The following is a 23,111-nucleotide window of genomic DNA, read 5'->3' on the forward strand; positions in this document are numbered from 1 at the left end:
GACCGTAAACGCAATCGCCCGCTCGGTGATCGTCGTCTTGCCGGGAAGGCAATCTCCTCACGCCGGCTCTTCCGGTGCCGCTGCCAGCACCCCCGAGATTTCATCCACCAGGCTCTGCCCCGCAGGTCCAAGTGACTTGCGCCGGGACCAGATCAGGTCAGTGCCGTAGGGGTAGGGCGTCAGCTGGAAATCCGTGGTCAGAATACGGATGCTGCCCGCGTCGAGGTGCGGCTTCGCGATATGCAGTGGGACAAAGGCCCATCCCAGGCCGGCGGTCAGCATGGACATGAAAAGCGAGTAGCTCTCCAGGTACCAGATTCGATGGCTCAGGTCGTTTTCCGGCAGTGATCCCTGGTTGCCGGGGGCACTGATGCGCAGGTGCAGGTGATCTTGCAGGTCCTGGCTGGACACAGCGTCCTGCGCGGCCATGGGATGCTGGGCACCTGCCACCAGTACAAAGCTGCAACTGCCGGCGCCGCGGAAGTCGAAGTCCTCGGGGTAATCCCCCTGGCTCAGGATAATACCGATATCAGCCCTGCCTTCCCGTACCAGCTCTGCCGCACTGTCTCCGGATGCGTGCAGGAGGTTGAGCGACACGGTGGCATATCGCTCGTAGAAAGCATCCAGTCCCTGCACCAGTTGTTGCAGGTCGATGGCGGACTCGTCGATGGCAAGGGTAATCGACTCCTCCACACCTGCGCCCAGGCTACGGCTCTTGGCCTCGAAGCGGGAATAGGAGTTCAGCAGAGCACGCACTTCCTGCAACAGGGCGCGGCCCTGGGCGGTCAGTTTTGGCTCCCGCCCGGCCCGGTCAAACAGTTGCAGGCCTGTGTCGATCTCCAAGTTGCTGATCAGGCCGGAGATGGTGGACTGGGCCTTGCCGAGGGCGCGGGCGGCGGCGGAAAATGAGCCGCTGCGGGCAGCAACTTCGAAGGCCTCCAGCTGCTCAGGGGCGATATAGAAACGGCTTTCCATCCGGGCTTACTTCCTTTTATATATTTTCCTTGCCACTTGCCGGCGTTGTCCGGTCGTGAGCTGGTATCGGTTTTGCCTATGGTAAGGACTCTATCACACCCTTCTTGTGAGTAAACCGGATTGCCCAACCCGGGCCTGGATTGCTCATCTGGGCTGGCGGGGACATGTCGGTAGCGAATGCGGGAGCAGTGAAAACCCTTTCAAATCAGGGCCCTGTTTTGCGGAGGCCTGTAGCTGGTCGCGTTGCCACCAGTCATTTCTGTCATTTATGTCTAAGTTCCGCCGATCTGGCAAAAGCCTGGAAGACACCATAACCGTCGCTGATGCATAGCTTAAACCGATAGGTTGTATTTTGGGCGGCCGGGGTTTTCGGGTGATTCTGTGAGCAAGGGTGAGAGGTGCGCGCCCGGGAGTTTATTCACCGACAGAGACCCGCAAATAATAAGGAACTGGTTATGGTACCTTTCAAGAAGAAGCCGCTCCCTTGTCTTGTTTCCACATTGGCATTTGCCCTGGCACCGGCCGTCTTCGCCCAGGACACCAGCGACGCAGAGGAAGCGAAGGATCAGGAAAAACAGAGTGTACTGGAAACTGTCACGGTAACCGCAACACGCCGGGCCGAGTCAGTCGAGGATATTCCCTACAACATTTCCGCGATCGACCAGGATGCCCTGCGCAACCGAAATATCACCGACGCCAAGAAGCTGATCGAACAGAGTGTCGCCATCAGCGCACCCCTGAACGGCGCCCGCTTTAATGACTCCGTGACAGTGCGGGGCCTGAACGTGTCGCCGGTAAACGCCAACAACCTGGACCAGTTTGTTCGCTCCACCCTGGCGTACTACCTGGACGACACCCCGCTGCCGCATATGCGCTACCGCATCAAGGACATCGCCCGTGTCGAGACCCTCCTCGGACCGCAGGGTACCCTGTACGGGGCCGGTTCCCTGGGCGGTACGGTGCGCTATGTCACCAACCAGCCGCAGCTGGGGGAAACCGAATTTGTCGCCAACACCAGTATCTACCAGACGGATTACAGTGACGGCATCAGCAATGACACGGACTTTGTCGTCAACCTGCCCCTGGGGGACAGCGTAGCGGTTCGTGCATCGGTGGCGAACCTGGACGAGAAGGGTTATACCGATCGCGCCGTCAACCCGGTGTGGCGGACTGGCGACAGTGCCTGGCCCGGGGACCCCAGCCCGGGCAAGACCCTGTATGAGGATGATGACTGGCATGAGGCCACCGGTGGCAAGATCTCATTACTATGGCAGGCCACTGAAGATTTCAAGGTGACATTGAGCCATATCCAGCAGAGTGAGCTGGCCCATGGTATCAATGGTGCCAGCCGCCTGCCGGTCAGTCGTTTCTGTGAAGGCGATATCGACTGTTTTGACACCACTTTCCGCGAGGATACGCCGTACCAGTATGGCGAGCACACTGTGGTGTCCCGTTACGAGGAATTCTCGGACCGGGAATTTGTGCTCGACTCCATTACTGCGGAGCTCGCGCTGGGCTTTGCCGATATCTACTCCACAACCTCGCGCTATGAAGATCAGGCTGCAGGGCAGGGAGATTACGCCGATTACGGCGAGTCTTTCTATGGCTGGATCTCCCCGGAGATTTCGCTATCAGGCAGTAATAACAGCGCTTACATGACCTTTGACAATGTCTACGAGGGTGTGAGTCACGAAACCCGGCTGGTGTCCAATGGCGGAGGTCCGCTGAGCTGGATTGGTGGCATTTATTATGCAGAGCAGGAGAAGCGCCAGCGTTTCTCGGAGTGGATGCCGGAGCTGGATGAGAATGTTCCCTGGCTGGATCGCGCTGCGGCAGGTGGGCGTGTCAATGAGGGCTACGCCGAGGACCTGGGCGGTACCTATGAAGAGCTGGCTCTGTTCGGCGAGGCTACCTACGCAATGACGGAGCGCTGGGATGTCACTCTCGGTGCGCGGGTGTTCAACTACACGGATGAATCCGATGGCGAAGTGACCGACTACCTGGGCTTTACCAGCGGCGAGCGAGTTGCGGAAATCGAAGGTACGGGCGAGTCTTTCTTCAAGTTCAATACCGCCTACGACCTGACTGATGACGTGATGCTCTATGCCACCGCCTCCCAGGGCTTCCGTCGCGGTGGTGCCAACGCATTCAAGGAGGAGGGCGGCCAGGAGCCCACTGAGGATATCCAGTTCTACGAACCGGATTCGGTAAATAACTATGAGATCGGTGTAAAGGGTTACCTGCTGGACGGCGCGCTGTTTGTACATGCCGACTGGTACCGGATGGACTGGAAAAATACCCAGACCTACTGGAGCCAGACAGTCGGCGGCTACCTGCCGATCAATGGCACCACCAATGGCCCGGATTCGGAATCCACCGGCATCGAGCTGGCGGCAAGCTATCGGCTCGCGGATAACTGGTCCCTGAATTATGAAGCCGCGACGACTGAGGCACAGTGGGCCGAGACAGCCGAAGTCTGCACTTACGGTGGCCCGGATGGCGGTAGCGATTGCTACATTTACGAGAAAGGCGGTGAGCTGGGTGGCTCACCGGAGTGGCGGCATAACCTGGGCCTGAAATTCGATACAGTCCTGGTTAATGGGCTCGGGTTGTCTGCCAGCCTGGCCGGCCGCTATGTCGGTGAGACGGCTTCGGATCGTATCGACAAGGAGGATGGGGAAGCCTATGTGCGCGATGCCTATTCCGTTCTCGATGCCTACGTCGCCGCGGATTATGACCAGTACCGTGCAAGCCTGTGGGTGAACAACCTGTCCAATGAAAACGCGGAGGTATCGGGGCATTTCGGCGGACGCATGGGCTACCGGGCGATCAACCTGCGGCCCCGTACGGTGGGCCTTAACCTGTCCTACCAGTTCTGAGTGATCGCCATTGACCACGGGATGGAAAACCGGGACCGGCATTGCCGTTCCCGGTTTTTTTTGCCCGGGGCGGGGACCTATCGGTGGCGCCATTGGTTGTTCACTTCTACAAGCCGGGGCGCTGCCCCATCATGACTCCAGATTCCAGATCAATCACAGGAAATACCATGTCCGAGGAACTATGCTATCTCGACGCCTGTGGGGCGATTGAACTCTTTCGCAAGCGTGCCATCTCCCCGGTGGAGGTTATACGGGCACAATCCCGTCGCATCGAAGAGCTGGGCCCGGGTATCAATGCATTCACTGATCGTTACCTGGACCGCGCGATGGCGGGGGCACGGCGGGCGGAAGCGGCCTACATGAATGGCAGCGCGCGGCAGCTGGAAGGCATCAGCACGGCGATCAAGGACGAAACCTATCTCCACGGTGAGGTAACCACCAACGGCTCACGCCTACTGGAACACAACCTGGCTGATGTCACCGATCCGGTGCCCGAGCGCCTGGATGCCGCCGGCGCAACCTTCTGCGGGCGCACGACAACACCTGAGTTTTCTGTGGCTGCTTATACCTGGTCGGATCTCTGGGGTGTGACGCGCAATCCCTGGAATCACCTGGTTACACCGGGCGGCTCCTCCGGTGGCTCGGCGGCTGCACTGGCCGCCGGCTTCTGCACCCTTGCAAACGGGACCGATATGGGCGGGTCCTTGCGCATCCCCGCCGCCATGTGCGGTCTGGTGGGACTGAAAGCGTCGTTTGGCCGCATCCCGGAAATCCCGCCTTACAACGTGGATCCCTATGTACACCATGGCATGCTCACCCGCAGTGTGCGCGATACACTGCTGGCCTATAACCTGGTTTCCGGTCCCCATCCGGTAGACCTGATGTCGCAGTTGCCGAAAGAGGTTGTAGTCGCAGACCCACTGGACCTGCGGGGCGTGCGTGTGGGCCTGTCCCTGGACCTGGGTTTTTACCCGCTGGAGCGCGACGTACGGCAAAACACACTGGCTTTTGCCGACATGCTGCGGCGTATGGGCGCCGAGGTGGACACTGTCTCGCCGGGCTGGGACGATCGCTGTATCCACACCGCGCAGGTGCACCAGGGAGCGCAGATGGGGCATATGCTGCGGGAAAAGTTTGACCGGCCGGAGTGTCACGAACAGCTCACCTCCTATGCGCGGCATTATTTTGCCCTGTCCCGCGCTGCGATGCCGGCAGCGATCCTGGAGGCACACACCTATGCCCAGGTCATGTGGGAATCACTGGAGCGGATTTTCCGCGACTGTGACTTTATCCTGTGCCCGACCGTGTGCACGACACGGGTGCCGGCAGATTTCGATTACAGCCGCGACAGTATCAGTATCGACGGGCACCAGGTGGATCCGGTCAAGGGATGGTTTATGACCTACCCGTTCAATACCCTGAGTCGCTGCCCGGTACTTTCGATGCCCAGTGGCCTGGCGCAAAACGGCGTGCCCACCGGTGTACAGCTGGTGGGACGGCCCTATGCTGATGCCGCGGTGCTGCGGGCGGGCCTGGCGGTGGAAGCAGAGTGCGGGACCTTTATCAACGCTCGCCGGAAACCCGGCGTTGGCGAGGAGATGGTACGGGAAGAGCTGGGAGCCGGGGCGTGAGCGGGGAAAGCGGGCTGGATATTCGCCGGGAAATTCGTGCCGGCCGTTTTCGGGCTCCCACCTCGGGACTGGGGGCGGGCCTGGTCCAGGCAAATATCGCCATAGTCCCGGCGGCATATGCCGACGATTTCGCGGCCTTTTGCACCGCCAATCCCCGGGCCTGTGCCCTGCTGTATCGCTCTTCGCCCGGTGACCACCGACTTGCGGCACTTGGCGAGGATATTGATATCCGTTCGGACTTGCCCCGTTACCAGTTGCACCGGGCCGGTGCGGACACGGAAGAGATTACGGATATCCACTGCCACTGGCGGGATGACCTGGTCACGTTTGCCCTTGGCTGTTCCTTCTCATTCGAGGAAGCGCTGGACCGCGAGGGGCTGGAGGTACGAAATATCTCCGAGGGCTGTAACGTCCCCATGTACCGGACACAGCAGGCCTGCAAAGCGTCCGGACCATTCCACGCTCGGCTGGTGGTCAGTATGCGCCCCTTTATGCCCACTGAATTGCCACAAGTGCAACAGGTGTGCGAGCGCTATCCCCTGGTTCACGGTGCGCCGGTATTTGCCGGCGACCCGGCTGCACTCGGGATTACCGATATAGATAAGCCGGATTTTGGCGATCCGGTCCCGCTCCGGCAGGGCGAGGTTCCGGCTTTCTGGGCCTGCGGCGTTACCGCGATCGAGGCCCTGCGAAACGCGGGACTCGACTTCTGTATCACCCACAGTCCCGGCCATATGCTGGTCACCGACCGGCTCAACACATCACTGGCGGGCATCCCTGCAGCCGGCGACCTTGACTGGAGTCCGCTGTGAGCCGGCGAAGTTCGAGCAGGCGCGCGCTTGCCGACCATTCCGGGTTGCGGGGCGACGTACCGCAACTTGACGCCCTTGCAACAGCAATGGAGCAAATACTGGTGGACTCCGACTTTCGTGGGATGGCCGGGGTGCGCGCAGTCTGGGGTGGCGGCTACCTGCAGCGCGCGATGAACTGCCTGCTGCGCAGTTGCCAGCGGGTCACCATTATCAGCGGCTTCCCGGTGGGGCAGAGCTTCGAGACAGACGGGCCGGTTGGCGCGCTCGCCCTTGCGGCGGCACTGGAGCAACTGGGTTCCCGGGTACGCCTGGTCGGGCTACCGGATTATCTGCAGCGGCTTGAAGAGCCGGCGGGATTGGTCGGGTTGCGGCACAAGCAGGTATTTGAACCCATGGGCGGTACGGCGGCGGACTTCAGCCTGCAGGTGCAACAACACCTGCATGACTTCCGGCCCACTCTGCTGGTATTTGTCGAAGTGCCGGGCCGCGCCGGGGACAATTGCTATTACAACATGCACGGGCAGGAAATCGGCTCGCAGACAGCCTGCTGGGAGCTGTTGCTCGAGCTGTCCCGCTGCCCGAGTATTGCTTTTGCCGACGGTGGCAATGAGGTGGGCATGGGGCTGGTGGCGCCGATCCTGGAGAGGCAGGGGATCATCCCGGCCTCGGTGCAGACTGATTGCCTGGTGCTGTCCGATGTTTCCAACTGGGGTGTGCATGGCGTGCTCGCACTGGCCTCAGGCTACCTGGAACGGGACCTGATGTTGCCATCCCCACTGCAGCCGCTGCTGGAGTCCATGAATGCTGCGGGCATTGTTGATGGTGTGACGGGGCGGGGCACTGCTACTGAGGATGGACGACCGGCGGTGGAGGGGCAGGCGATGATCGACCGACTCGGGGCCCTGGCGCAGGTATCGGCGTCTGCGCACCATGGGAATATCATCATCGACAACACCACGGTTCCGGAAGCGGGGAGGTGATGCCCGGCTTTAACAGGTATCTCCCGCCGGTCATTGTTTCCCTGTGGCTACCTGCCTGCGGAATATATGCAGCCAGAGGTCATCACCGCTGCCGTTATCGTTGATCGCCAGTTCAAATGCCTCTTTCGGGTAGCGCAGGTCACGCCCGGACACGCCGGTATCGTAGCTGCCCCACTTCTCCAGGTTCCAGCGGCCATTGGGATCGTGCACGGTGTAGTGATCCCCATCGAAACCCGTTACCACCAGGATATGGCCCGATGGCGTGAACCAGCCATGCACGATGGCAGGATGTCCGGTGGCGAGGGCGGCCCGGAGCTCGCTAATAGTCCCGTTGGTCTTGCTGTGAGCGCGCAGGTCGCTCCCCGCAGCCGCGGCGATGCTGTTAAAACCTTCCTGCAGTGCGGCCACTGTCTGGCGTACCCCATCGAGTCGCCCGAACAGGTAGTCCGGGGTGCGGCCAGTTGTTTGGGGATCCGTAAGGCCGAAATAATCGGTCACCATCGCCAGGGAAGTAAGTGAGCAGGTGCGCTCCGGCTGGTAGCGATTTTCAGTCTGCTTCCAGTAGGGCAGCTTGAGCGTCATTGCGCCGTCGGCAAGAATCCCGCCGAGTGGTAGCAGGCCCACTAGCATGGTGGGCAGCCATCGCTGGATAAAACGGCCGGCTGGGGGCTTCAATCGGAATAGCACAGAGATTCCTTCAAGCGAATGCCCGAGTCAAAGTCGCCGCTGGGGATGGGGTCGATCCTGACAATACCGTCATTGGAAGTCATGCGATGGATATAGCTCCCGTCACCCAGGGCGATGCCCACGTGGGTCAAGACACCCTCGGCCCAGTCCCCATAGGTATTTTTCAGGAACACCAGGTCGCCGGCCTGCAAATCCTCGAGGCGGATGATTTTTTCACCGAATTCATCCGCGGCCAGTGAGTCCACATGTTCCGGGAGCAGCTCATCGTCCGGGCCGAGCAGGTGCCCGTCCCAGGGTTCCTGTGTCTCGATGGTGGCGAAATGCTTGCCGCACGCCGCCACCAGCACTTCCCGGGTCCAGTTCATGCATTGCTCGGCACTGCCCACCCGGTATTCTTTATTGTCCCAGGGCAGGGCCTGGGCCATGACTTTACTGGCCATGTCCTGCCGGGGCGCCGTCGATTCTGCTGCGGCCATTGCGGGCAGTAAGAAGATGGCGAGCAGCGGCACCACAAGCCCGGGGAGTTGATTTCTGTTCATAGTGCTTCGATCTCAATACAGTTGTTGCTTCGGTCTGTATCCGGCGTCAGCCACAGGGGGTCGATACAGATACGCTGTGGCCGGGAGGAGTCCGGCAGGGGGACCTGCAGCACCAGCCTTCCCCGGTCGGCCCGCATCCATGTCTGCGCGGGAATTTGCCAGCGGAAGCCGCGTCCGTCGTCCATAGCGATATCAAGCGGCATCGGCAACAGGCCGTTGCCGCCGTTGGCCAGCGTCAGCTGAAACCAGCGTGTGGTCTCACCGGGCGCGGGCAGTTTGCTGCCGGCGTTGGTCATGGCCTGGGCCACCGGCTGTTGCTCCAGGGGTTTCGTATAGCCATCCACGAGCTCCGGGTCACGATCGACGGCAAAAGAGGTAATTTCCCCGGCGGTGTAAGCCAGCGCCGGTGGCTCTGGCTGGGCGATCGGGCTGGTGCTGAGGAGGGTTCCCTGCTCGGCGATGCCGGTAATGGCAAAGTCCACGTGGTGCGCGGCGTAGAACCAGCTGCGCCAGAACCAGCTAAGGTCTTCCCCCGCGGCATTCTCCATGGCCCGGAAAAAGTCCCCGGGCACGGGGCGCTTGCCCTGCCAGTCGCGGGCGAAGCGGCGTAAGCCCCGGTCAAAGGTCTCCGGCCCCATCACCAGGTGCCGGAGCATGTTCAGGACACTGGCAGTCTTGTTGTAAGCATTGGGGACTTTTTCTTTCAGGCTGTCGGCGCTGGTCATGATGGGCTGGTGGTTGGCTGAGAGTGTGTAGCCAGCCACGCTACGCGGTTCCCCGTAAATAACCTGGAAACTGGCCTCCCAGGCATGCTCGGCGCGGTATTCCAGGAAACTCACCAGGCCTTCATCCAGCCAGGCCCACTCGCGCTCATCGGTATTGATGGCCATCGGCAGGTAGTTGTGACCCACCTCGTGAATCACGCTGCCGATAAAATCGTATTTTGTCTGCGCATCCCAGGGCTGTTCCTCGCCTCCCTTCATGCTTGTGTCATCCGCGTTGGTTTCCGCCGTATTCCTCTGCGGGCGTAAACCGATGGCAGAGAGACCGGGATACTCCATACCGACACCCGCCACATTCACCACACTGATGCTCTGCCGGGGCAGGGGGAATGTGGCGCTGTCGAAAATCTCCAGCGTATGCTCCATCGCCGCCAGTCCGAAGGTCTCCCAGAGGGATGCCGCTTCGGCAGGAAAAAACAGTTGCAGGCGGCGCCCGCTGCGGTCCTGTTTCTGTAGCCACTGGAACACCGGGGATGCGGCGAACGCAAAATCCCGCAGTTGTTCTCCCTGGAAGAACCATTCCTTCCGCCGGTCGGTACTGCGCCCGCGTCGTTGCTGCGCCCGCCCGGCATCCACGATCCACTGGGCGTCCCCGGTCTCGCTGTCCCAGTGTCGCAGTTGCTCGCGGTCCAGCACGTCGCGGGCGTTTTGCAGCTCACCGCTGGCGGCCACCACATAGTTCTCCGGCACAGTGATACGCACCCGGTAGCGACCCAGCTCGGGGGAAAACTCGCCCTGCTGCAGGAAGGGCTTGAGCTGCCAGCCGGCGTAGTCTGTGTAAGCCACCGCCCGGGGAAACCACTGTGCTGCGAGGAAGATACGGCTGCCGTCATCCAGTGCTTCGTATCCGCTGCGCGCCGCTGCGGCCTGCTTGTCCAGCAGGCCGAGCCGCCACCGGAATGACAGTGCCACCTGGTCGCCGCTTTCCAGCGGGGCTGGCAGGCGTACCTGCATCAGGGTTCCATGCTGTTGCCACTGCAGCGTTTGTCCGCTGGCCAGTTGCACCGACTCGATGTTAAAGCCCGCGGTGGCGCCGGCCCGTTCCTTGACGACAGTTCTCGCTGGCGGATCACCGGCGAGGAGCTGATAGCTGGCGGTGCTGTCGTGGAGGAGTGCATCCTGGTCGAGGGCGAAGTACAGGTTGTGCAGGCGGTCAGGCGAATTGTTGTGGTAATGCACCAGCGCACTGGCGTCCAGTTGCGATTCCTCCGGCAGGAGCTGGACGTCGAGTTCGTAGTCGACCCTTTGCTGCCAGTAATTCGCCGCCGGTGTGCCGTTGGCGGAGCGGAACTGGCCGAGTCCCAGCGCCGTCTGTCCCAGTCGCCGGAACGGGTCCCCGGCGTCCTCCGAGGCCCGTGCTCCCGTGCCGGCGCACAGAAATACCGTGAGGCAAAGGGCATAAAATGGCGCAATGGGATTGCTCATGGGGTGCCAGGTACTGGTGCGGCCTGGGTACTTGGCTGCCAGCCTTCGGTTACCAGCGCCATCGCCAGTGCCAGGACCATGCAGCCGATGCCCAGCCACAGGACCCCGGCGTAACCCCATGGCTGGATTGCAGAGGCGGCGAGGGGCGGCCCGAGAATTTCCCCCACCTTGAAGGCGCTGGCGCAGAGCACGATAAACCGCCCGGTATCGTCAACGCGGTTGAACTGGTCCATCAGCAGGGGAATGGTGAAGCTCCAGAAAAACTGGAACACGATTGAGGTGGCAGCGTACAGGAGGAAGGCGTTCACATCCGCCTGGCCCATCAGCAGGGCCAGGGTCGCTACCTGCACGGCGAAGGTGTTCACCAGCGCCGCGGGCCGGCCCAGGGCGCGGCTGGCCAGCGGGGTGGCCAGGGATCCCAGGCCGCTGAGCGCAAACCCGATACCCAGCAGGTCCCCGACCCGGGCACCGTCCAGACCCATATCGACACCGATGCGTTCCAGGTAAGCCCACACCGCTGAAACGCCACAGTAGTAAACCACGGTGGTGGCGAACACCAGTAGCGATCGCCTGTGGAGCAGGGTGAGGATAGCGGGGCCCGCAGCCCGGGATTCCCGCCCGGAGACAGGAAACGCCAGGGTACAGGCCACTAGCGTGGCCACCAGCCACCCGTTCAGGTAGTGGAAGAAGCCATTGACCTGCCAGAGCTCCATGATCCGTGGCACTGCGAAGAACCCGAGGGTGCCGAAGGTCACCTGCGCGGTCACCATCAGGCCGAATGCCAGTGGCGGGCGGCGGTGATCGCCGAGCCCGGCCAGCGCTACCGCATAAGCCGCGCCGCAACCCAGGCCCGCCAGGATCCGGAACAACATCAGCAGGGTGAAACTGTCGGTATCCAGGCTCAGTAAGTTGCCACCGAGAAACAGCGCCAGCCCGGCCAGGGTTACCGGGCGCCAGGGTAGCTGGCGGACCCAGAACAGCGCCGACGCGGAACTGGCAAAGATGCCGATCACATCCGCTGCCGCCAGCCAGCCGACCTGGGACTCGGTGAAGTTTCCCTGGTCGCTGAGCCCGCCGACCCAGAGGGGCAGCAAGGTGAGCACGGCGGCGCCCATCATGGACACCATCAGCAGGCTGGCGAGGTTTGGCCAGCGATCGGGATACGGCTGCATATTGCTGTTCTTCTTTTATGCGGGGCTATGCCCGAAAGTTTACCCCCAGTCCCGGGCGTATCGAAATACACTCGATCGGTCACGGCGATAGGTGGGAAATAGACGGGAATAGGTTAGCCGGCTCTGGTCGCCGGCGGACATGCCCGGATCAGGAGGGTATATGAAAGAGGGCTCCGTATGCAGCGGAGCCCGCGCCAGGGCCAGCCCGATGGCTGGCTTTTTTTGGTGGGCGACCCCGGCCGGCACACCGGATCCCCTGACCGCCGCGCGCGGTCCCTCCGTGCCCCACCTAATAACCGAAAATCCGGTCGCCAGCCGAACCGAATTTTCTTAATTCGAGCCGGTGGCAAGTCATTGCTACTTAACAATATTCGGAATAATCTAGATTTTTCCTAATCATACTCTGTGAGGCTTCTCGAATGGTAACCTCTGTTTCGTCGCTGGACCGTACGGATATCGCCATCCTGCGGGTCCTCCAGGCCGAAGGGCGGATCAGCAATGTGGAGCTGTCCGACCGGGTGCACCTGTCGCCGCCGGCCACGCTGGCCCGGGTCAGGCGGCTGGAACAGGAGGGCTATATCAGCGGCTACGCGGCGATGCTCAACCGGGAGAAGCTGGGGCACGACAACCTGGCCCTGATCGAGATCGCCCTGGAACTGCACCAGCACGAGCGGATCGCCGAGGTGCTCGACCGCCTGGTGGCCATGCCCGAGGTGCTGGAGTGCTACCACGTGACCGGTGAATACGACTACATGATCAAGGTCAGCACCGTGAACAACCGCGCGCTCGATCATTTCATCGCCGCGCGACTGATACCGCTGCCGGGCATCGCCCGGATACATACCAGCATCGTGTTGAAGGCGCTGAAGCAGACAACCGAGCTGGATCTGCCGGAACCCTAGGCGGGGCACTACCAGCATGAGTGCCTCGCGGATGTATAACGATAAGAGAGGCACACATGTGGGAATCCAAGAATATCGAGACCAATGCCATCCACGGCGGCAAGCAGTCGCAGGGTGAGCACGGGCCGCTGTCCACTCCCATCTACCAGACTTCCACCTTCGTCTTCGACGACGTGCAGCAGGGCGCAGATCGCTTCGCCGGTGAGGCGGGCGGGCACATCTATTCCCGGCTGGGCAACCCCACCGTGGAGGAGCTGGAAAACCGCATGGCCATCCTCGAGGGCACCGAGGCGGCCGCCGCCTTCGGCTCCGGCATGGGCGCGGTGTCTGCAGCCATCTTCGCGCTGCTGAAGACCGGCGATCACCTGGTCACCTCCCACCGCCTGTACGGCTGCACCTACGCGCTGTTCAACCACCAGCTGCCGGCGCTCGGTATCGAGGTCAGCTTTGTGGACCTGGCCGACCCGCAGGCAGTGCGGGAGGCCATCAAGCCGAACACCAAAGTGATCTACGGCGAGACCCCGATCAATCCCTGCATGACAGTGATGGACCTGGACGCCCTGGCCGGTATCGCCAGGGAGCGCGGTATCGTCACGGTGATCGACAACACTTTCATGTCGCCGATCCTGCAGCGCCCGGCCGAGCACGGCATCGACCTGGTGTTGCACTCGGCCACCAAGTACCTGAACGGCCATGGCGACGTGGTAGCGGGCATCCTCTGCGGGCCGGCTGAACTGATTGACCAGATCAAGATGACCACCCGCAAGGACATGGGCGCGGTGATGAGCCCGCACGATGCCTGGCTGGTGATCCGCGGCCTCAAGACCCTGCACCTGCGCATGCAGCGCCATGGCGAGAACGGCCAGGTGGTGGCCGAGTACCTGGAGAAGCACCCGGCGGTCGAGAAGGTCTACTACCCGGGCCTGCCGGACCACCCCGGTTACAAGCTGTTGGGCAAGCAGATGAGCGGTGCCGGTGGCGTGATGGCGTTCGAGCTCAAGCAGGGCTTCGAGCAGGCGGTGGCCTTCATCAACGGCCTGCAGATGTGCAAGCGTGCGGTCAGCCTCGGCGACGCCGAGACCCTGATCCAGCACCCGGCCTCCATGACCCACTCCACCTACGAGCCCGAGGAGCTGGCGGCGGCGGGTATCTCCCGCACGCTGATCCGCCTGGCGGTGGGGCTCGAGAACGCCGAGGACATCGTAGCCGACCTGGAGCAGGCGCTGGCCGGTATCGGCTGACAGCTGGCACTGGATTTACGGTATAGGAGTGATGACAGCCCGCCCGGTTTCCGGGCCGGGCTGTCTTTCCCTCTGGAGAATGGACCGGAGTTGAAAACGGGGTAGGGCGAGGTGAACATGCAAGTGGATCCGCAGGAGTGTGTCGGGGAACTGGACCCGGAACTGCAGGAGTGGCGGGAGGCGCTGGACGATATCCTGCGTTACCAGGGCGCCGGCCGCGCCCGGGAAATCCTGCGCGAACTGCAGGAGCGCCTGGTGCGCAGCGGCGTGCCGCTGGACGAGGCGCCGCTGAACACCCCCTACCGCAATACCATCCCGCTGTCGGCGCAGCCTGCCTATCCGGGAGACCTGGAGCTGGAACGGCGGGTGGAGGACATGATCCGCTGGAACGCCATCGCCATGGTATTGCAGGCGGCAGACAGCGGCACCGGGGTCGGCGGCCATATCGCGACCTACGCCTCCGCCGCCACCATGCTCGAGGTGGGTTTCAACCATTTCTTCCGCTGCCGTGACGAGCGTTACGGCGGCGACCAGCTCAACGTGCAGGCCCACGCCGCGCCGGGCATCTACGCCCGTGCCTTCCTGGAGGGGCGTCTCACCGAGCAGCAACTGAAAAACTTCCGTCGCCAGCTGCAGCCGGGCGGCGGCCTCTCGTCCTACCCGCATCCGCGGCAGATGCCGGATTTCTGGCAGGCGCCCACCGCGTCCATGGGGCTCTCCACCCCGTCGGCCATCTACCAGGCCCGCTTCGCCAAGTACCTGGAGGCGCGCGGCCTCAAGCCCGCCAACGGTGGCAAGGTGTGGAACTTTATCGGTGACGGCGAGGCGGACGAGCCGGAGGTGCTGGGCACCATCAATATTGCCGCGCGGGAAAACCTCGACAACCTGGTGCTGGTGGTGAACTGCAACCTGCAGCGCCTGGATGGCCCGGTGCGGGGCAACGGCAAGATTATCCAGGAGCTGGAGCGTAGCTTCCGCGGCGCCGACTGGCAGGTGATCAAGGTGGTGTGGGGCAGCGGCTGGGACACATTACTGCAGAACGACCACCGCGGCGTGTTGCAGAAGCGCATGGACGAGACCCTGGACGGCGACTACCAGCTGTATTCCACCCGGCCGGGTGGCGCCCAGCGCGAGCACTGGGTGGAAAACTCCCCCGAGCTGCGGGCGCTGATGAGCAGCCTGACCGACGACGAGGTGCGCGAGATCAAGCGCGGTGGCCAGGACCCGAAAAAAATCCACGCCGCCTTTGCCCGCGCGGCCGAGGGCAGCGGGCGGCCCACGGTGATCCTGGTGAAAACCGTCAAGGGTGACGGCCTGGGCGAGACGGCCCAGGGCAAGAACACCGCGCACCAGCAGAAACAGTTTTCCCGCGAAGACCGCATCGCCATCGGCCGCCGGCTGGGTATTCCCCTCGACGAGGAGGCGCTGGCCGGGGCCGCTTTCTACTGCCCGCCGGAAGACTCGGAAGAACTGCGTTACCTGCGCGAGCGGCGCCGCGCCCTTGGCGGGCCCATGCCGTCGCGACGTGTTGACTGTGCGGCGCTGGCGGCACCGGAGCGAAAACTGTTTGCAGAGTTCTACCGGGGCAGCGGCGAGCGCGCCATCTCCACCACCATGGCGGTGGTGCGCATGATGGCCAAGCTGATCAAGGACAGGAACGTCGGCAAATATATAGTCCCCATCGTGCCGGACGAGGCGCGCACCTTCGGCATGGAGGCGCTGTTCCGCGAGGCGGGCATCTATGCCCCCGGTGGGCAGAAGTACCAGCCAGTGGACGCCGACAGCCTGCTGCCGTATCGCGAGGCGGCGGACGGCCAGATACTGCAGGAGGGCATCTGCGAGGCAGGTGCCATGGCCTCATTCCTGGCCGCCGGCACCGCCTACGCCAACCACGGCGTACCCACCATCCCTCTGTATATTTTCTACAGCATGTTCGGTTTCCAGCGGGTGGGTGATCTCATCTGGGCCGCGGCCGACAGTATGTGTCGCGGCTTCCTGCTCGGCGGTACTGCCGGGCGCACCACCCTTAATGGTGAGGGGCTACAGCACCAGGACGGCCACTCCCCTATCCTGGCTTCCACCGTGCCCAACCTGCGCAGCTACGACCCGGCCTTTGCCTATGAGCTTGCGATCATCCTGCGCGAGGGTATCGACGAGATGTACGGCCGCGGCGAGCAGGTGTTCTACTACCTCACGGTTTACAACGAGAACTACCCGATGCCCGCATTGCCGGAAGAAGCGCTCGAGCGGATCGAGGAGGGCGTGCTGAAGGGGATTTACCTCTACCGCGAATCGGAATTGACGCCGGGCGGCGCGCCCCGGGTGCAGCTGTTCGGCAGCGGCAGCATCATGCAACAGGTGCTGGCCGCGCAGGAACTGCTGGCTGAAAAGGGCGTGTGTGCCGACGTGTGGAGTGTCACCAGCTACACCGAGCTTGCCCGCGACGCCGAACAGGTAGAGCGCCACAATCGCCAGCAGCGCGGCGCAAAACGGGAGCCATATTTGCAGCAGGTGCTGCAGGGCATCGAGGGTCCAGTCGTGGCCTGTAGCGACTACATGCGCGCACTGCCCGCCAGCATCTCCCGCTGGGTGCCCGGCCGTTACGTGGTTTTAGGCACCGACGGTTTCGGCCTGAGCGAAGCGCGGGATGACCTGCGCAGGTATTTCGAGGTGGACGCCGCCAGTATCGCCTACGCTGCGCTGGCGACGCTGTGCGAGGAGGGCGTGATCAGTTCCGGTGCGTTGACGAGTTATGGCGGGGAACAGGGTGCAGTTGGCGAGTCATCCCACGACGAGCAGTCGAAATCAGCCCCCGTGCTTGCGGAGTGAGCCGTTCGGCTGGTGTTTAGCGGGCCGGCAGCACCCAACCCAACGTCTCCAGCATAGAGGCAAAGCAGCCCCGCGGGGGGGCGTAAATGCATAGCCGCTCTCCGGTTGCGGGGTGGTTCAGTTCCAGCCGGTGGGCGTGCAGCAGCAGGCGCGCGCAGCCGAACTGCTCGGCGAAGAAACGGTTGTGCACTGACTTGCCATACTTGGGGCAGCCGATCAGCGGGTGGTGAATGTGCTTGAAGTGGCGACGGATCTGGTGGCGGCGACCGGTTTCCAGCTCGATCTCCACCAGCGAGTAGCGACTTGAGGGATAGCGGTCGACCGCATAGGGCAGCTCGGTGGTGTCCAGCCGCCGGAAGCGCGTCAACGCCGGTTGGCGGGGCTGGTCGGCTTTGGGGCGCTTGCGCTGGTGCTTGAAATCGCTGACCGGCGGCAAGGGATAATCGATCACGCCTTCCTCCGGGCACCAGCCTCGGCACACGGCCACATACGCTTTCACAGAACTCTCTGAAGCCAGCTCCGCCTGCGCGCGGGCGGCGACTTGGCTACTCTTGGCAAACAGGATTACCCCGGAGGTGGGCTTGTCGAGCCGGTGGATCGGGTAGAGATGGCAGCCCACGAGGTCCCGCAGGTGCTGGAGCAGAAAGCGAGTCTCGTGATGGTCGATCGATGACCGGTGCACCAGCCACCCTCCGGGTTTGTAGGCGGCGACCAGGTAGGGGTCTTCAAAGAGAATTTCGGGGTCCATGTACAGCGGACAGCCTGTAGTGGTGAAATGCTGCCTATTGTAATCTGATTATCGGTTGGCCGTACCGCCCGGTTGCTGACCAGTATTACCAGTTCAATATAGGGGTGCGCTTTGCCACAGGGCTACGACATTATCGGGGATATCCACGGACATGCCGCTGAACTGGAGCAGCTGCTCCTGCACCTGGGTTATCGGGAAACTGGATCCGGTTTCCGCCATCCCGGGCGCAAGGTCGTATTCCTGGGCGATTTTATCGACCGCGGTGAGCACCTGCGCCAGCATCGCCGGTTGCTGGAAATTGTTATGGCCATGGTGAACAACGGCCACGCCCTGGCGGTGATGGGTAACCACGAGCTCAATGCCCTGGCTTACCATACACTGCACAAAGGCGAGCCCCTGCGCCCGCGCACCCCAAAGAACACCCGCCAGCACCAGGCTTTCCTTAACGAGTTCGATCACCTGCCAGAGCTGAAGGGGGACGTACTGGACTTTTTTCGCCAGCTGCCGCTGTGGCTGGAACTGGAAGGATGTCGGGTGGTGCATGCCTGCTGGGACCAGCAGCATGTTGACTTACTGCGCGACAGGGCCCCGGATGCGCGGCTGGACCATGAGCTCCTTGTGGCGGCCTCGACGCGCGGAACTCCCGAATTTGTTGCGGTGGAAACACTCCTGAAGGGCTATGAGGTCTCACTGCCGGAAGGAATAACCTTTGCTGACAAAGACGGCAATGCCCGCAAGGCTGTACGGGTCCAGTGGTGGAACAAAGATGCAACATGTCTCGGGGATATTGCGCTGCCGCTGGGAGTGGATATCGGAGCGGCGGCAAGTCTCAGCGTGCCGGAGAATGTTCCCGAATATCCACCCGATGCCGTACCCTGTTTTATCGGGCACTACTGGCTTCACGGCGAACCCGGGCCACTGACTCACAATGTGGCCTGTCTCGACTACTCGGTGGTGAAGGGGCGCAAGGGGGGAGGGAAGCTAGTCGCTTACCGGTTTGATGGTGAACAGAAGCTGGAAAAAGCGCGCTTCACCCATACGGACTGATCCGCGTCTGCCGCAACTCGGAGCCGCTGAACTGTTACCCCGTTATTACTGGCCCGGCTCCGCACTGAAGGCTATTTCAAGCTGCAGCAGCGTACTGGCCGTTTTGTTGATGCTTTCTCTTTAATCCCATAGGTTGATCTGTTTCCAGCCTGGGCCGAAAGGCCGGGAGGCGCAGGCGATGTCGATCAGGGCCGGGACCCCCGGGCGCAACCGGGTTGAGCGATATTAACGATCTTCACCTGCAGCTGGCGGCGGCTGCAGGGAAGATACGCCCGCGGCGGGTTCGGGGATGTCCGGGATGCGTGCGCCAACCGCCTGCGCCAGCCGCTGGAAATCCGGGTTGTTGAACAGCAGGGAGCGCCCGGTGTTGATCAGGGTCGTCACCTGGATGTCGGTCAGTGACAGGCCGGTGGGGATGCTGTCGAAATAGCGGCGCTCGGCTTCCGGCAGGTCGCTGAAACGGATCCGTACAAAGTGCGGTGTGACGTCGATCCCCTGGTCGGCGAGTTCGCCGGTCCAGCGTTCCAGCCGGTCCCCCATCAGGTCGATGGTGGCGGCGTTGTAGCGGTGCAGTTGCACATCGGTGACCGCGTTGATGGTGTCTTTTACGGTTGGCGGCTGGGTCGACTGCTCGATGACCGTGGGGGCGTTGGTCGAGGCATCCACGCTTATCACTGCATAGTGCGGCATGGCAGTGGCGTCGAGCCGGCGCAGGAACTCCGTCGCGCCGCCGGTGATCTCCACCATTTCATAGATGGCCATCAGGCCCAGGTTGTCGGTGATGCCGCCGTCGATCAGGTGGATGAATGGGCGCTGCTGTGCATCCTCATAGCTCTCCAGGTCGCGGGCCAGTTCGCGCACCTGCATCGAATCGTGGTCGTATTGTGCCTGTTGCAGCAGTTCCATGGACTGGCATGTGGGGCGGCAGTTACCGAAATTCCTTACCACCACCGGGTTAAACACCAGCGGTACCGCGGCCGATGCAGTCACCGCCCGTGAGATGGGGTAGCTGTCGATATCCGAGCAGAGCAGGTCGAAGTATTCCTGCAGGAAAGAGAAGCGTACCCCGCGCCCCAGGTCGGTGGCATTGATGACTATCAGTGGCCCGCCCGCCTGTTTCAGGTCGCCGAAGGTCTTGTTGCGGAACAGGGTTTCCTCGAAGTAGCTGACAATATGGTCGGTACGGCGACGGTCACCAAACAGGGCGTTTGGGTCCAGCAGGCGCTTTACCAGGCTGCGCGATACGTCTGCACGCAGGAAGTCATCCTCGAAGTCTGAAAAAATCCGGTCCCCATAAAGCCCGTAGTAGGCGGCCGGGAAGCTTCCCCCGGACACCGAGCTGATCATGTCCACCTCGTCCAGGACGCTCTCCTGCTCGCCCTGCGAGGTAGTGAGGGAGACTTCCTTCAGGCCCAGCATCACCCCGTACGCGAGGGCCGCGGCGCGGTGCCCCCCACCGGAAAATGTCAGTACCAGGGAAAAGTCGCCGTCACGGCGCACCTGGGCGTCCCGGGTCAGGGAATAGCTGTCGCAATTGAGGGGGTCAGTGGTGGGTTGGTTCTGGTAGCCCGGCAGTACCGGTTCATTGGAGGCACAGCCGGCCAGCACCAGTGCGGCTGCCAGCAGCGTCGCCGGCCGGGAAAATTGCGCCCTGGGATTCATGTTCGCGATTCCTTTCCTCGTGGATGCCCTGGCGGGTCAGGGCCACTCCGGCAGCGGGCCGACATAGACCCAGCGTTTCCGGTACAGCCGGAAAAGTGAAATCTCATGCATGGCGCGCTCTCCTTCCCCTGTGTGGTAATAAGCCCTGAACTCGACGATCGATTTTTTCAGGCCCTGTTTGCTGCGCACTACTTCCAGCCGGGTCCACTGTGTATCCATCTCGCTTTCATCCAGTTCCGGGCAGGTATCCGGGTGCCAGGTTTTGCGCAGGTAGGGCAGGTTGCCTGTTACAAAAGCACTGAAGCGGCTGCGCATCAGGGCCTCGGCAGTATTCGGGTAGGCCTTGCCGGAAAGATAGAGCTGGCAGCACTGCTCAAGGGGCTTTCCCGAGCAGCAGGGGCAGGGGGTGTCGGGCATCGTGTCTGGATTCGGTGTTACTGTCAGGTCCAGATCTTAACAGTTTCGCGGCCAGCCGGGACAGCCGTTTACAGCATGGCCGCAATACTGCGAATGGCCTCCAGGGCCCCCATGCGGACCTCGATGGCATCATCAAGCCCGGATTCCGGCTCACTCGGGTTGATTCGTACCAGGCGGCCGCCGACCGCCTCGGATTCCTCGCGTACAGTGGGTATGGCCGTACCTGCACCGCATTCGATAACCACGAGGTTTGATACGGATTGCAGCCAGCATTGGTATTTTTCCTGCTGGGTCTCCTGGCGTGCTGTATTCCAACCCCAGTCCGAGAACATCAGGATATTGGGCCTGGCAACTTCCGCGCAGTGCGGGCAGGTCGGGAGGTCGCCGGTGGCAAGGCAGCGCCCGGTATCGACTTCAGGATTTATTTCACCCGCAGGCCAGATTTCCCCGCGGCAGTCGTTCAGGCACTGCAGGTGGTGAATCGAGCCATGGCATTCGTTGATGCGCTCGGGAGCAAAGCCTGATTTTTCAAACTGCCCGTCTACATTGCTGGTAAAGACAAAGTAACCGCGCTCGCAAGTCTCGCCCATCTGCCGTAACAGGCGAAACCCTTCATGTGGTTGTGTTTCGCGATAGAGGTTCAGACGGTGGCCGTAAAATCCCCAGGCCCGTTCCGGAAAAGCGGCAAATGTAACCGGGGAGGCGATATCGGCGAAAGATTCCCCGGAGTGGCGCAGGGCCGGGTAAGCCTTCCAGAAGCCCTCAGTGCCGCGAAAATCCGGCAGGCCTGAATCGACGCCCATACCTGCACCTGCCGCAATCAGCAGGCCGTCAGCACCGGCAACCAGTTTTGCAGCTTTCTTCAGGCTGCGTCGCGTTTTCCATTCCAAGCCTGTCTCGATCCTGCGTCGGGAAACCATTGTGCGGAATCATAGCATTTCGCGCTGTGGCGAGCGGGCGTCAATCCCTGCTGCCTGGAGTGTCGTTATTCTTATCAGGTTGCAGGGTGCGCACATGTTTCAGGAGCCATGGCCGTAAGAAGATCGCAATCAGTGCGAGGGCAGCCAGCAGGGCCAGGGCGATGGGGGCCGTATCCACCAATTCTTTCACCAGCGCGATAGCGGCAGCCCCCGCACTGAGAGCGCCAAAGCCGGTAATCGCGCGGTGTCCGGCGGATTCCCGGAATGCCAGCGCGCAGACCACGGCAAAAGTAACCAGAAAGGCAAGGCTTGCGGCCTCCACCAGTGCGGTCAGGTTTCCCAGTGCCGCCAGGAGCGCGGCAGCCGCACCGAGGGCAACGACGGCGCGATCCGGTACGCCGACGTTGTTCCGGTGATCAAAGAATGCGGGGAATTGTCCGCCCCGGGTTACCTGGTGCGTGAGGCGGGCGGTGGCAAACAGGGTGGCGTTGATTGCTGAGCCGGTGGAAAAGGCGGCGGCGATGGTGACGATCACCAGCCCGGCAAGGCCCAGGGCCTCCCGCCCCGCATAGGCGAGGGCGACTTCCTCGTGCTCGACAACCCGGTCGGCGCCGATCAGCATCGTGGTGCCGATGGCCACCAGCATATAGACCAGGATAACCACCGCGATTGCCCACAGCATGGCCCGGGGCAGGGTGCGGTCCACGGACTCAATATCGTCGTAGTCGTAGCTGATCAGCTGGAAGCCCTCGTACGCCATGAATACCGATACCGCGCCGAATATGGCAGCCAATAATCCCGCGTCCGGCACGCCCCGGGACAGCATCGGTGGATCCCAGCGGGCGAGCCCCCAGGTGGCGAGCCCTACCAGTACCAGCAGCTTTGCCCACACTAGGAATATTTCCACGCCGCCGGCCTCGCCGACGCTGCGAAGGTTCAGGCCGATAAACGCCGCCATGACGGCAACACTGATTGCCCGCGGGAACCAGGAGCCGAGATCGGCGACATGGCCCAGGTACTGGCCGAATGTGTACGCGTACACCGCGTTGGTGAGCACGTAACCGGCGGTCAGCACCCAGACCAGGCTGCCGGCCAGGTTGTGGGCCCCAACACGGTTCAGGTAGGTAAAGGCGCCACCGCCCTCACCGTAATGCACGGCCAGCCGCGCATAACTGTAGCCCGCCGCCAGGGCGATCAGTCCCGCCACCAGGAAGCTCAGCCAGGCCCAGGGGCCGGCAATCGAGACCACCACGCCGAGGGTGGAGAAGATCCCACCGCCGATCATGCCGCCCACGGCCATTGACCAGGTGCCATTGAATCCGAGCTTGTGTTGCGCTGATGCCAAAGCGACCACCTTCGCGTTGGGAGGAATTGCCGGGAAGTCTCCAAGCATAGCGAATCACAGGCCTGCGGATAGTTGGTCAACCCTGTCGAAATGGTGCGGCAAGAGTGATAAATCCCGC

The 23,111-nt window shown here is 62.3% G+C and carries 18 protein-coding genes; 8 read left to right on the forward strand and 10 right to left on the reverse strand.

What is annotated here, in order from left to right; genetic code table 11:
* Positions 1 to 57: 57 nt before the first annotated feature.
* The gene (locus tag LVE68_RS18035) at positions 58 to 975 is read right to left on the reverse strand and encodes a LysR family transcriptional regulator (protein ID WP_232941902.1); all 918 of its coding nucleotides are present in this window, start codon (positions 973 to 975) and stop codon (positions 58 to 60) included.
* 455 nt (positions 976 to 1,430) lie between these two features.
* On the opposite strand from LVE68_RS18035, the gene LVE68_RS18040 reads away from it, so the two are divergent.
* The 4 genes from LVE68_RS18040 to LVE68_RS18055 all read left to right on the forward strand — a co-directional run bounded on the left by LVE68_RS18040 (position 1,431) and on the right by LVE68_RS18055 (position 7,277).
* On the forward strand, positions 1,431 to 3,854 hold the full coding sequence (locus LVE68_RS18040; RefSeq protein ID WP_232941904.1) for a TonB-dependent receptor: 2,424 nt from the start codon (positions 1,431 to 1,433) through the stop codon (positions 3,852 to 3,854).
* 167 nt (positions 3,855 to 4,021) lie between these two features.
* On the forward strand, positions 4,022 to 5,485 hold the full coding sequence (locus tag LVE68_RS18045) for an amidase (RefSeq protein WP_232941906.1): 1,464 nt from the start codon (positions 4,022 to 4,024) through the stop codon (positions 5,483 to 5,485).
* On the forward strand, positions 5,482 to 6,297 hold the full coding sequence (locus LVE68_RS18050; protein WP_232941908.1) for a putative hydro-lyase: 816 nt from the start codon (positions 5,482 to 5,484) through the stop codon (positions 6,295 to 6,297). Before LVE68_RS18045 ends, LVE68_RS18050 begins: the two co-directional genes overlap by 4 nt.
* 86 nt (positions 6,298 to 6,383) lie before the next feature.
* A complete protein-coding gene (locus LVE68_RS18055) occupies positions 6,384 to 7,277 on the forward strand; it encodes a glutamate cyclase domain-containing protein (protein ID WP_232941910.1) in 894 nt (297 codons plus the stop codon).
* A gap of 30 nt (positions 7,278 to 7,307) precedes the next feature.
* Here LVE68_RS18055 and LVE68_RS18060 read toward each other — a convergent pair whose 3' ends face one another.
* The 4 genes from LVE68_RS18060 to LVE68_RS18075 are packed head-to-tail and all read right to left on the reverse strand — an operon-like array spanning position 7,308 to position 11,882.
* On the reverse strand, positions 7,308 to 7,952 hold the full coding sequence (locus LVE68_RS18060) for a C39 family peptidase (protein ID WP_232941912.1): 645 nt from the start codon (positions 7,950 to 7,952) through the stop codon (positions 7,308 to 7,310).
* Positions 7,949 to 8,503 (reverse strand): NlpC/P60 family protein, encoded by a 555-nt coding sequence (locus LVE68_RS18065; RefSeq protein ID WP_232941914.1) that lies wholly within the window; start codon positions 8,501 to 8,503, stop codon positions 7,949 to 7,951. The genes LVE68_RS18060 and LVE68_RS18065 overlap by 4 nt, the downstream gene beginning before the upstream one ends.
* Positions 8,500 to 10,710 (reverse strand): M1 family metallopeptidase, encoded by a 2,211-nt coding sequence (locus tag LVE68_RS18070; protein WP_232941916.1) that lies wholly within the window; start codon positions 10,708 to 10,710, stop codon positions 8,500 to 8,502. The genes LVE68_RS18065 and LVE68_RS18070 overlap by 4 nt, the downstream gene beginning before the upstream one ends.
* A complete protein-coding gene (locus LVE68_RS18075) occupies positions 10,707 to 11,882 on the reverse strand; it encodes an MFS transporter (RefSeq protein ID WP_232941918.1) in 1,176 nt (391 codons plus the stop codon). Before LVE68_RS18075 ends, LVE68_RS18070 begins: the two co-directional genes overlap by 4 nt.
* Before the next feature lie 419 nt (positions 11,883 to 12,301).
* Between LVE68_RS18075 and LVE68_RS18080 the strand changes: the two genes are divergently transcribed.
* The 3 genes from LVE68_RS18080 (at position 12,302) to aceE (ending at position 16,854) form a co-directional block, all read left to right on the forward strand.
* Positions 12,302 to 12,784 carry an Lrp/AsnC family transcriptional regulator gene (locus LVE68_RS18080; RefSeq protein WP_091506257.1) on the forward strand — a complete coding sequence of 161 codons (483 nt, stop codon included), beginning with the start codon at positions 12,302 to 12,304 and terminating at the stop codon, positions 12,782 to 12,784.
* Between the two features lie 56 nt (positions 12,785 to 12,840).
* Positions 12,841 to 14,025, forward strand: a complete 1,185-nt coding sequence (gene megL / locus LVE68_RS18085; RefSeq protein WP_232941920.1) for a methionine gamma-lyase — start codon at positions 12,841 to 12,843, stop codon at positions 14,023 to 14,025.
* Between the two features lie 117 nt (positions 14,026 to 14,142).
* Entirely contained in the window at positions 14,143 to 16,854 is a 2,712-nt protein-coding gene (gene aceE / locus LVE68_RS18090) for a pyruvate dehydrogenase (acetyl-transferring), homodimeric type (RefSeq protein WP_232941922.1), read from the forward strand.
* 16 nt (positions 16,855 to 16,870) lie between these two features.
* Here the strand turns inward: aceE and LVE68_RS18095 are convergent, their stop codons facing one another.
* Positions 16,871 to 17,602, reverse strand: coding sequence for a pseudouridine synthase (locus LVE68_RS18095; protein WP_232941924.1), 732 nt, complete (start codon positions 17,600 to 17,602; stop codon positions 16,871 to 16,873).
* A 111-nt stretch (positions 17,603 to 17,713) separates the two neighbouring features.
* Here LVE68_RS18095 and LVE68_RS18100 point away from each other — a divergent pair, with 111 nt between their 5' ends.
* Complete coding sequence (locus LVE68_RS18100) at positions 17,714 to 18,649, forward strand: metallophosphoesterase (RefSeq protein WP_232941926.1); 936 nt, start codon at positions 17,714 to 17,716, stop codon at positions 18,647 to 18,649.
* A 225-nt stretch (positions 18,650 to 18,874) separates the two neighbouring features.
* Here LVE68_RS18100 and LVE68_RS18105 read toward each other — a convergent pair whose 3' ends face one another.
* The 4 genes from LVE68_RS18105 to LVE68_RS18120 all read right to left on the reverse strand — a co-directional run bounded on the left by LVE68_RS18105 (position 18,875) and on the right by LVE68_RS18120 (position 22,993).
* Entirely contained in the window at positions 18,875 to 20,311 is a 1,437-nt protein-coding gene (locus LVE68_RS18105; protein ID WP_232941928.1) for a patatin-like phospholipase family protein, read from the reverse strand.
* 36 nt (positions 20,312 to 20,347) lie between these two features.
* Positions 20,348 to 20,728 carry a YchJ family protein gene (locus tag LVE68_RS18110; RefSeq protein WP_232941930.1) on the reverse strand — a complete coding sequence of 127 codons (381 nt, stop codon included), beginning with the start codon at positions 20,726 to 20,728 and terminating at the stop codon, positions 20,348 to 20,350.
* A 68-nt stretch (positions 20,729 to 20,796) separates the two neighbouring features.
* Positions 20,797 to 21,618, reverse strand: coding sequence for an SIR2 family NAD-dependent protein deacylase (locus tag LVE68_RS18115; RefSeq protein ID WP_232941932.1), 822 nt, complete (start codon positions 21,616 to 21,618; stop codon positions 20,797 to 20,799).
* Positions 21,619 to 21,688: 70 nt separating this feature from the next.
* A complete protein-coding gene (locus LVE68_RS18120) occupies positions 21,689 to 22,993 on the reverse strand; it encodes an APC family permease (protein WP_232941934.1) in 1,305 nt (434 codons plus the stop codon).
* Positions 22,994 to 23,111: the final 118 nt, after the last annotated feature.

This window comes from Microbulbifer sp. YPW16 (genome assembly GCF_021290385.1).
GTDB classification, from domain to species: domain Bacteria; phylum Pseudomonadota; class Gammaproteobacteria; order Pseudomonadales; family Cellvibrionaceae; genus Microbulbifer; species Microbulbifer zhoushanensis.

Coding starts and splice junctions, on each gene's coding strand:
- LVE68_RS18110 (WP_232941930.1), bottom strand. CDS start 20,728: ATGCCCGACACCCCCTGCCCCTGCTGCTCGGGAAAGCCCCTTGAGCAG.
- LVE68_RS18040 (WP_232941904.1), top strand. CDS start 1,431: ATGGTACCTTTCAAGAAGAAGCCGCTCCCTTGTCTTGTTTCCACATTG.
- LVE68_RS18055 (WP_232941910.1), top strand. CDS start 6,384: ATGGAGCAAATACTGGTGGACTCCGACTTTCGTGGGATGGCCGGGGTG.
- LVE68_RS18105 (WP_232941928.1), bottom strand. CDS start 20,311: ATGAATCCCAGGGCGCAATTTTCCCGGCCGGCGACGCTGCTGGCAGCC.
- LVE68_RS18075 (WP_232941918.1), bottom strand. CDS start 11,882: ATGCAGCCGTATCCCGATCGCTGGCCAAACCTCGCCAGCCTGCTGATG.
- LVE68_RS18045 (WP_232941906.1), top strand. CDS start 4,022: ATGTCCGAGGAACTATGCTATCTCGACGCCTGTGGGGCGATTGAACTC.
- LVE68_RS18065 (WP_232941914.1), bottom strand. CDS start 8,503: ATGAACAGAAATCAACTCCCCGGGCTTGTGGTGCCGCTGCTCGCCATC.
- LVE68_RS18035 (WP_232941902.1), bottom strand. CDS start 975: ATGGAAAGCCGTTTCTATATCGCCCCTGAGCAGCTGGAGGCCTTCGAA.
- LVE68_RS18070 (WP_232941916.1), bottom strand. CDS start 10,710: ATGAGCAATCCCATTGCGCCATTTTATGCCCTTTGCCTCACGGTATTT.
- megL (WP_232941920.1), top strand. CDS start 12,841: ATGTGGGAATCCAAGAATATCGAGACCAATGCCATCCACGGCGGCAAG.
- LVE68_RS18095 (WP_232941924.1), bottom strand. CDS start 17,602: ATGGACCCCGAAATTCTCTTTGAAGACCCCTACCTGGTCGCCGCCTAC.
- aceE (WP_232941922.1), top strand. CDS start 14,143: ATGCAAGTGGATCCGCAGGAGTGTGTCGGGGAACTGGACCCGGAACTG.
- LVE68_RS18080 (WP_091506257.1), top strand. CDS start 12,302: ATGGTAACCTCTGTTTCGTCGCTGGACCGTACGGATATCGCCATCCTG.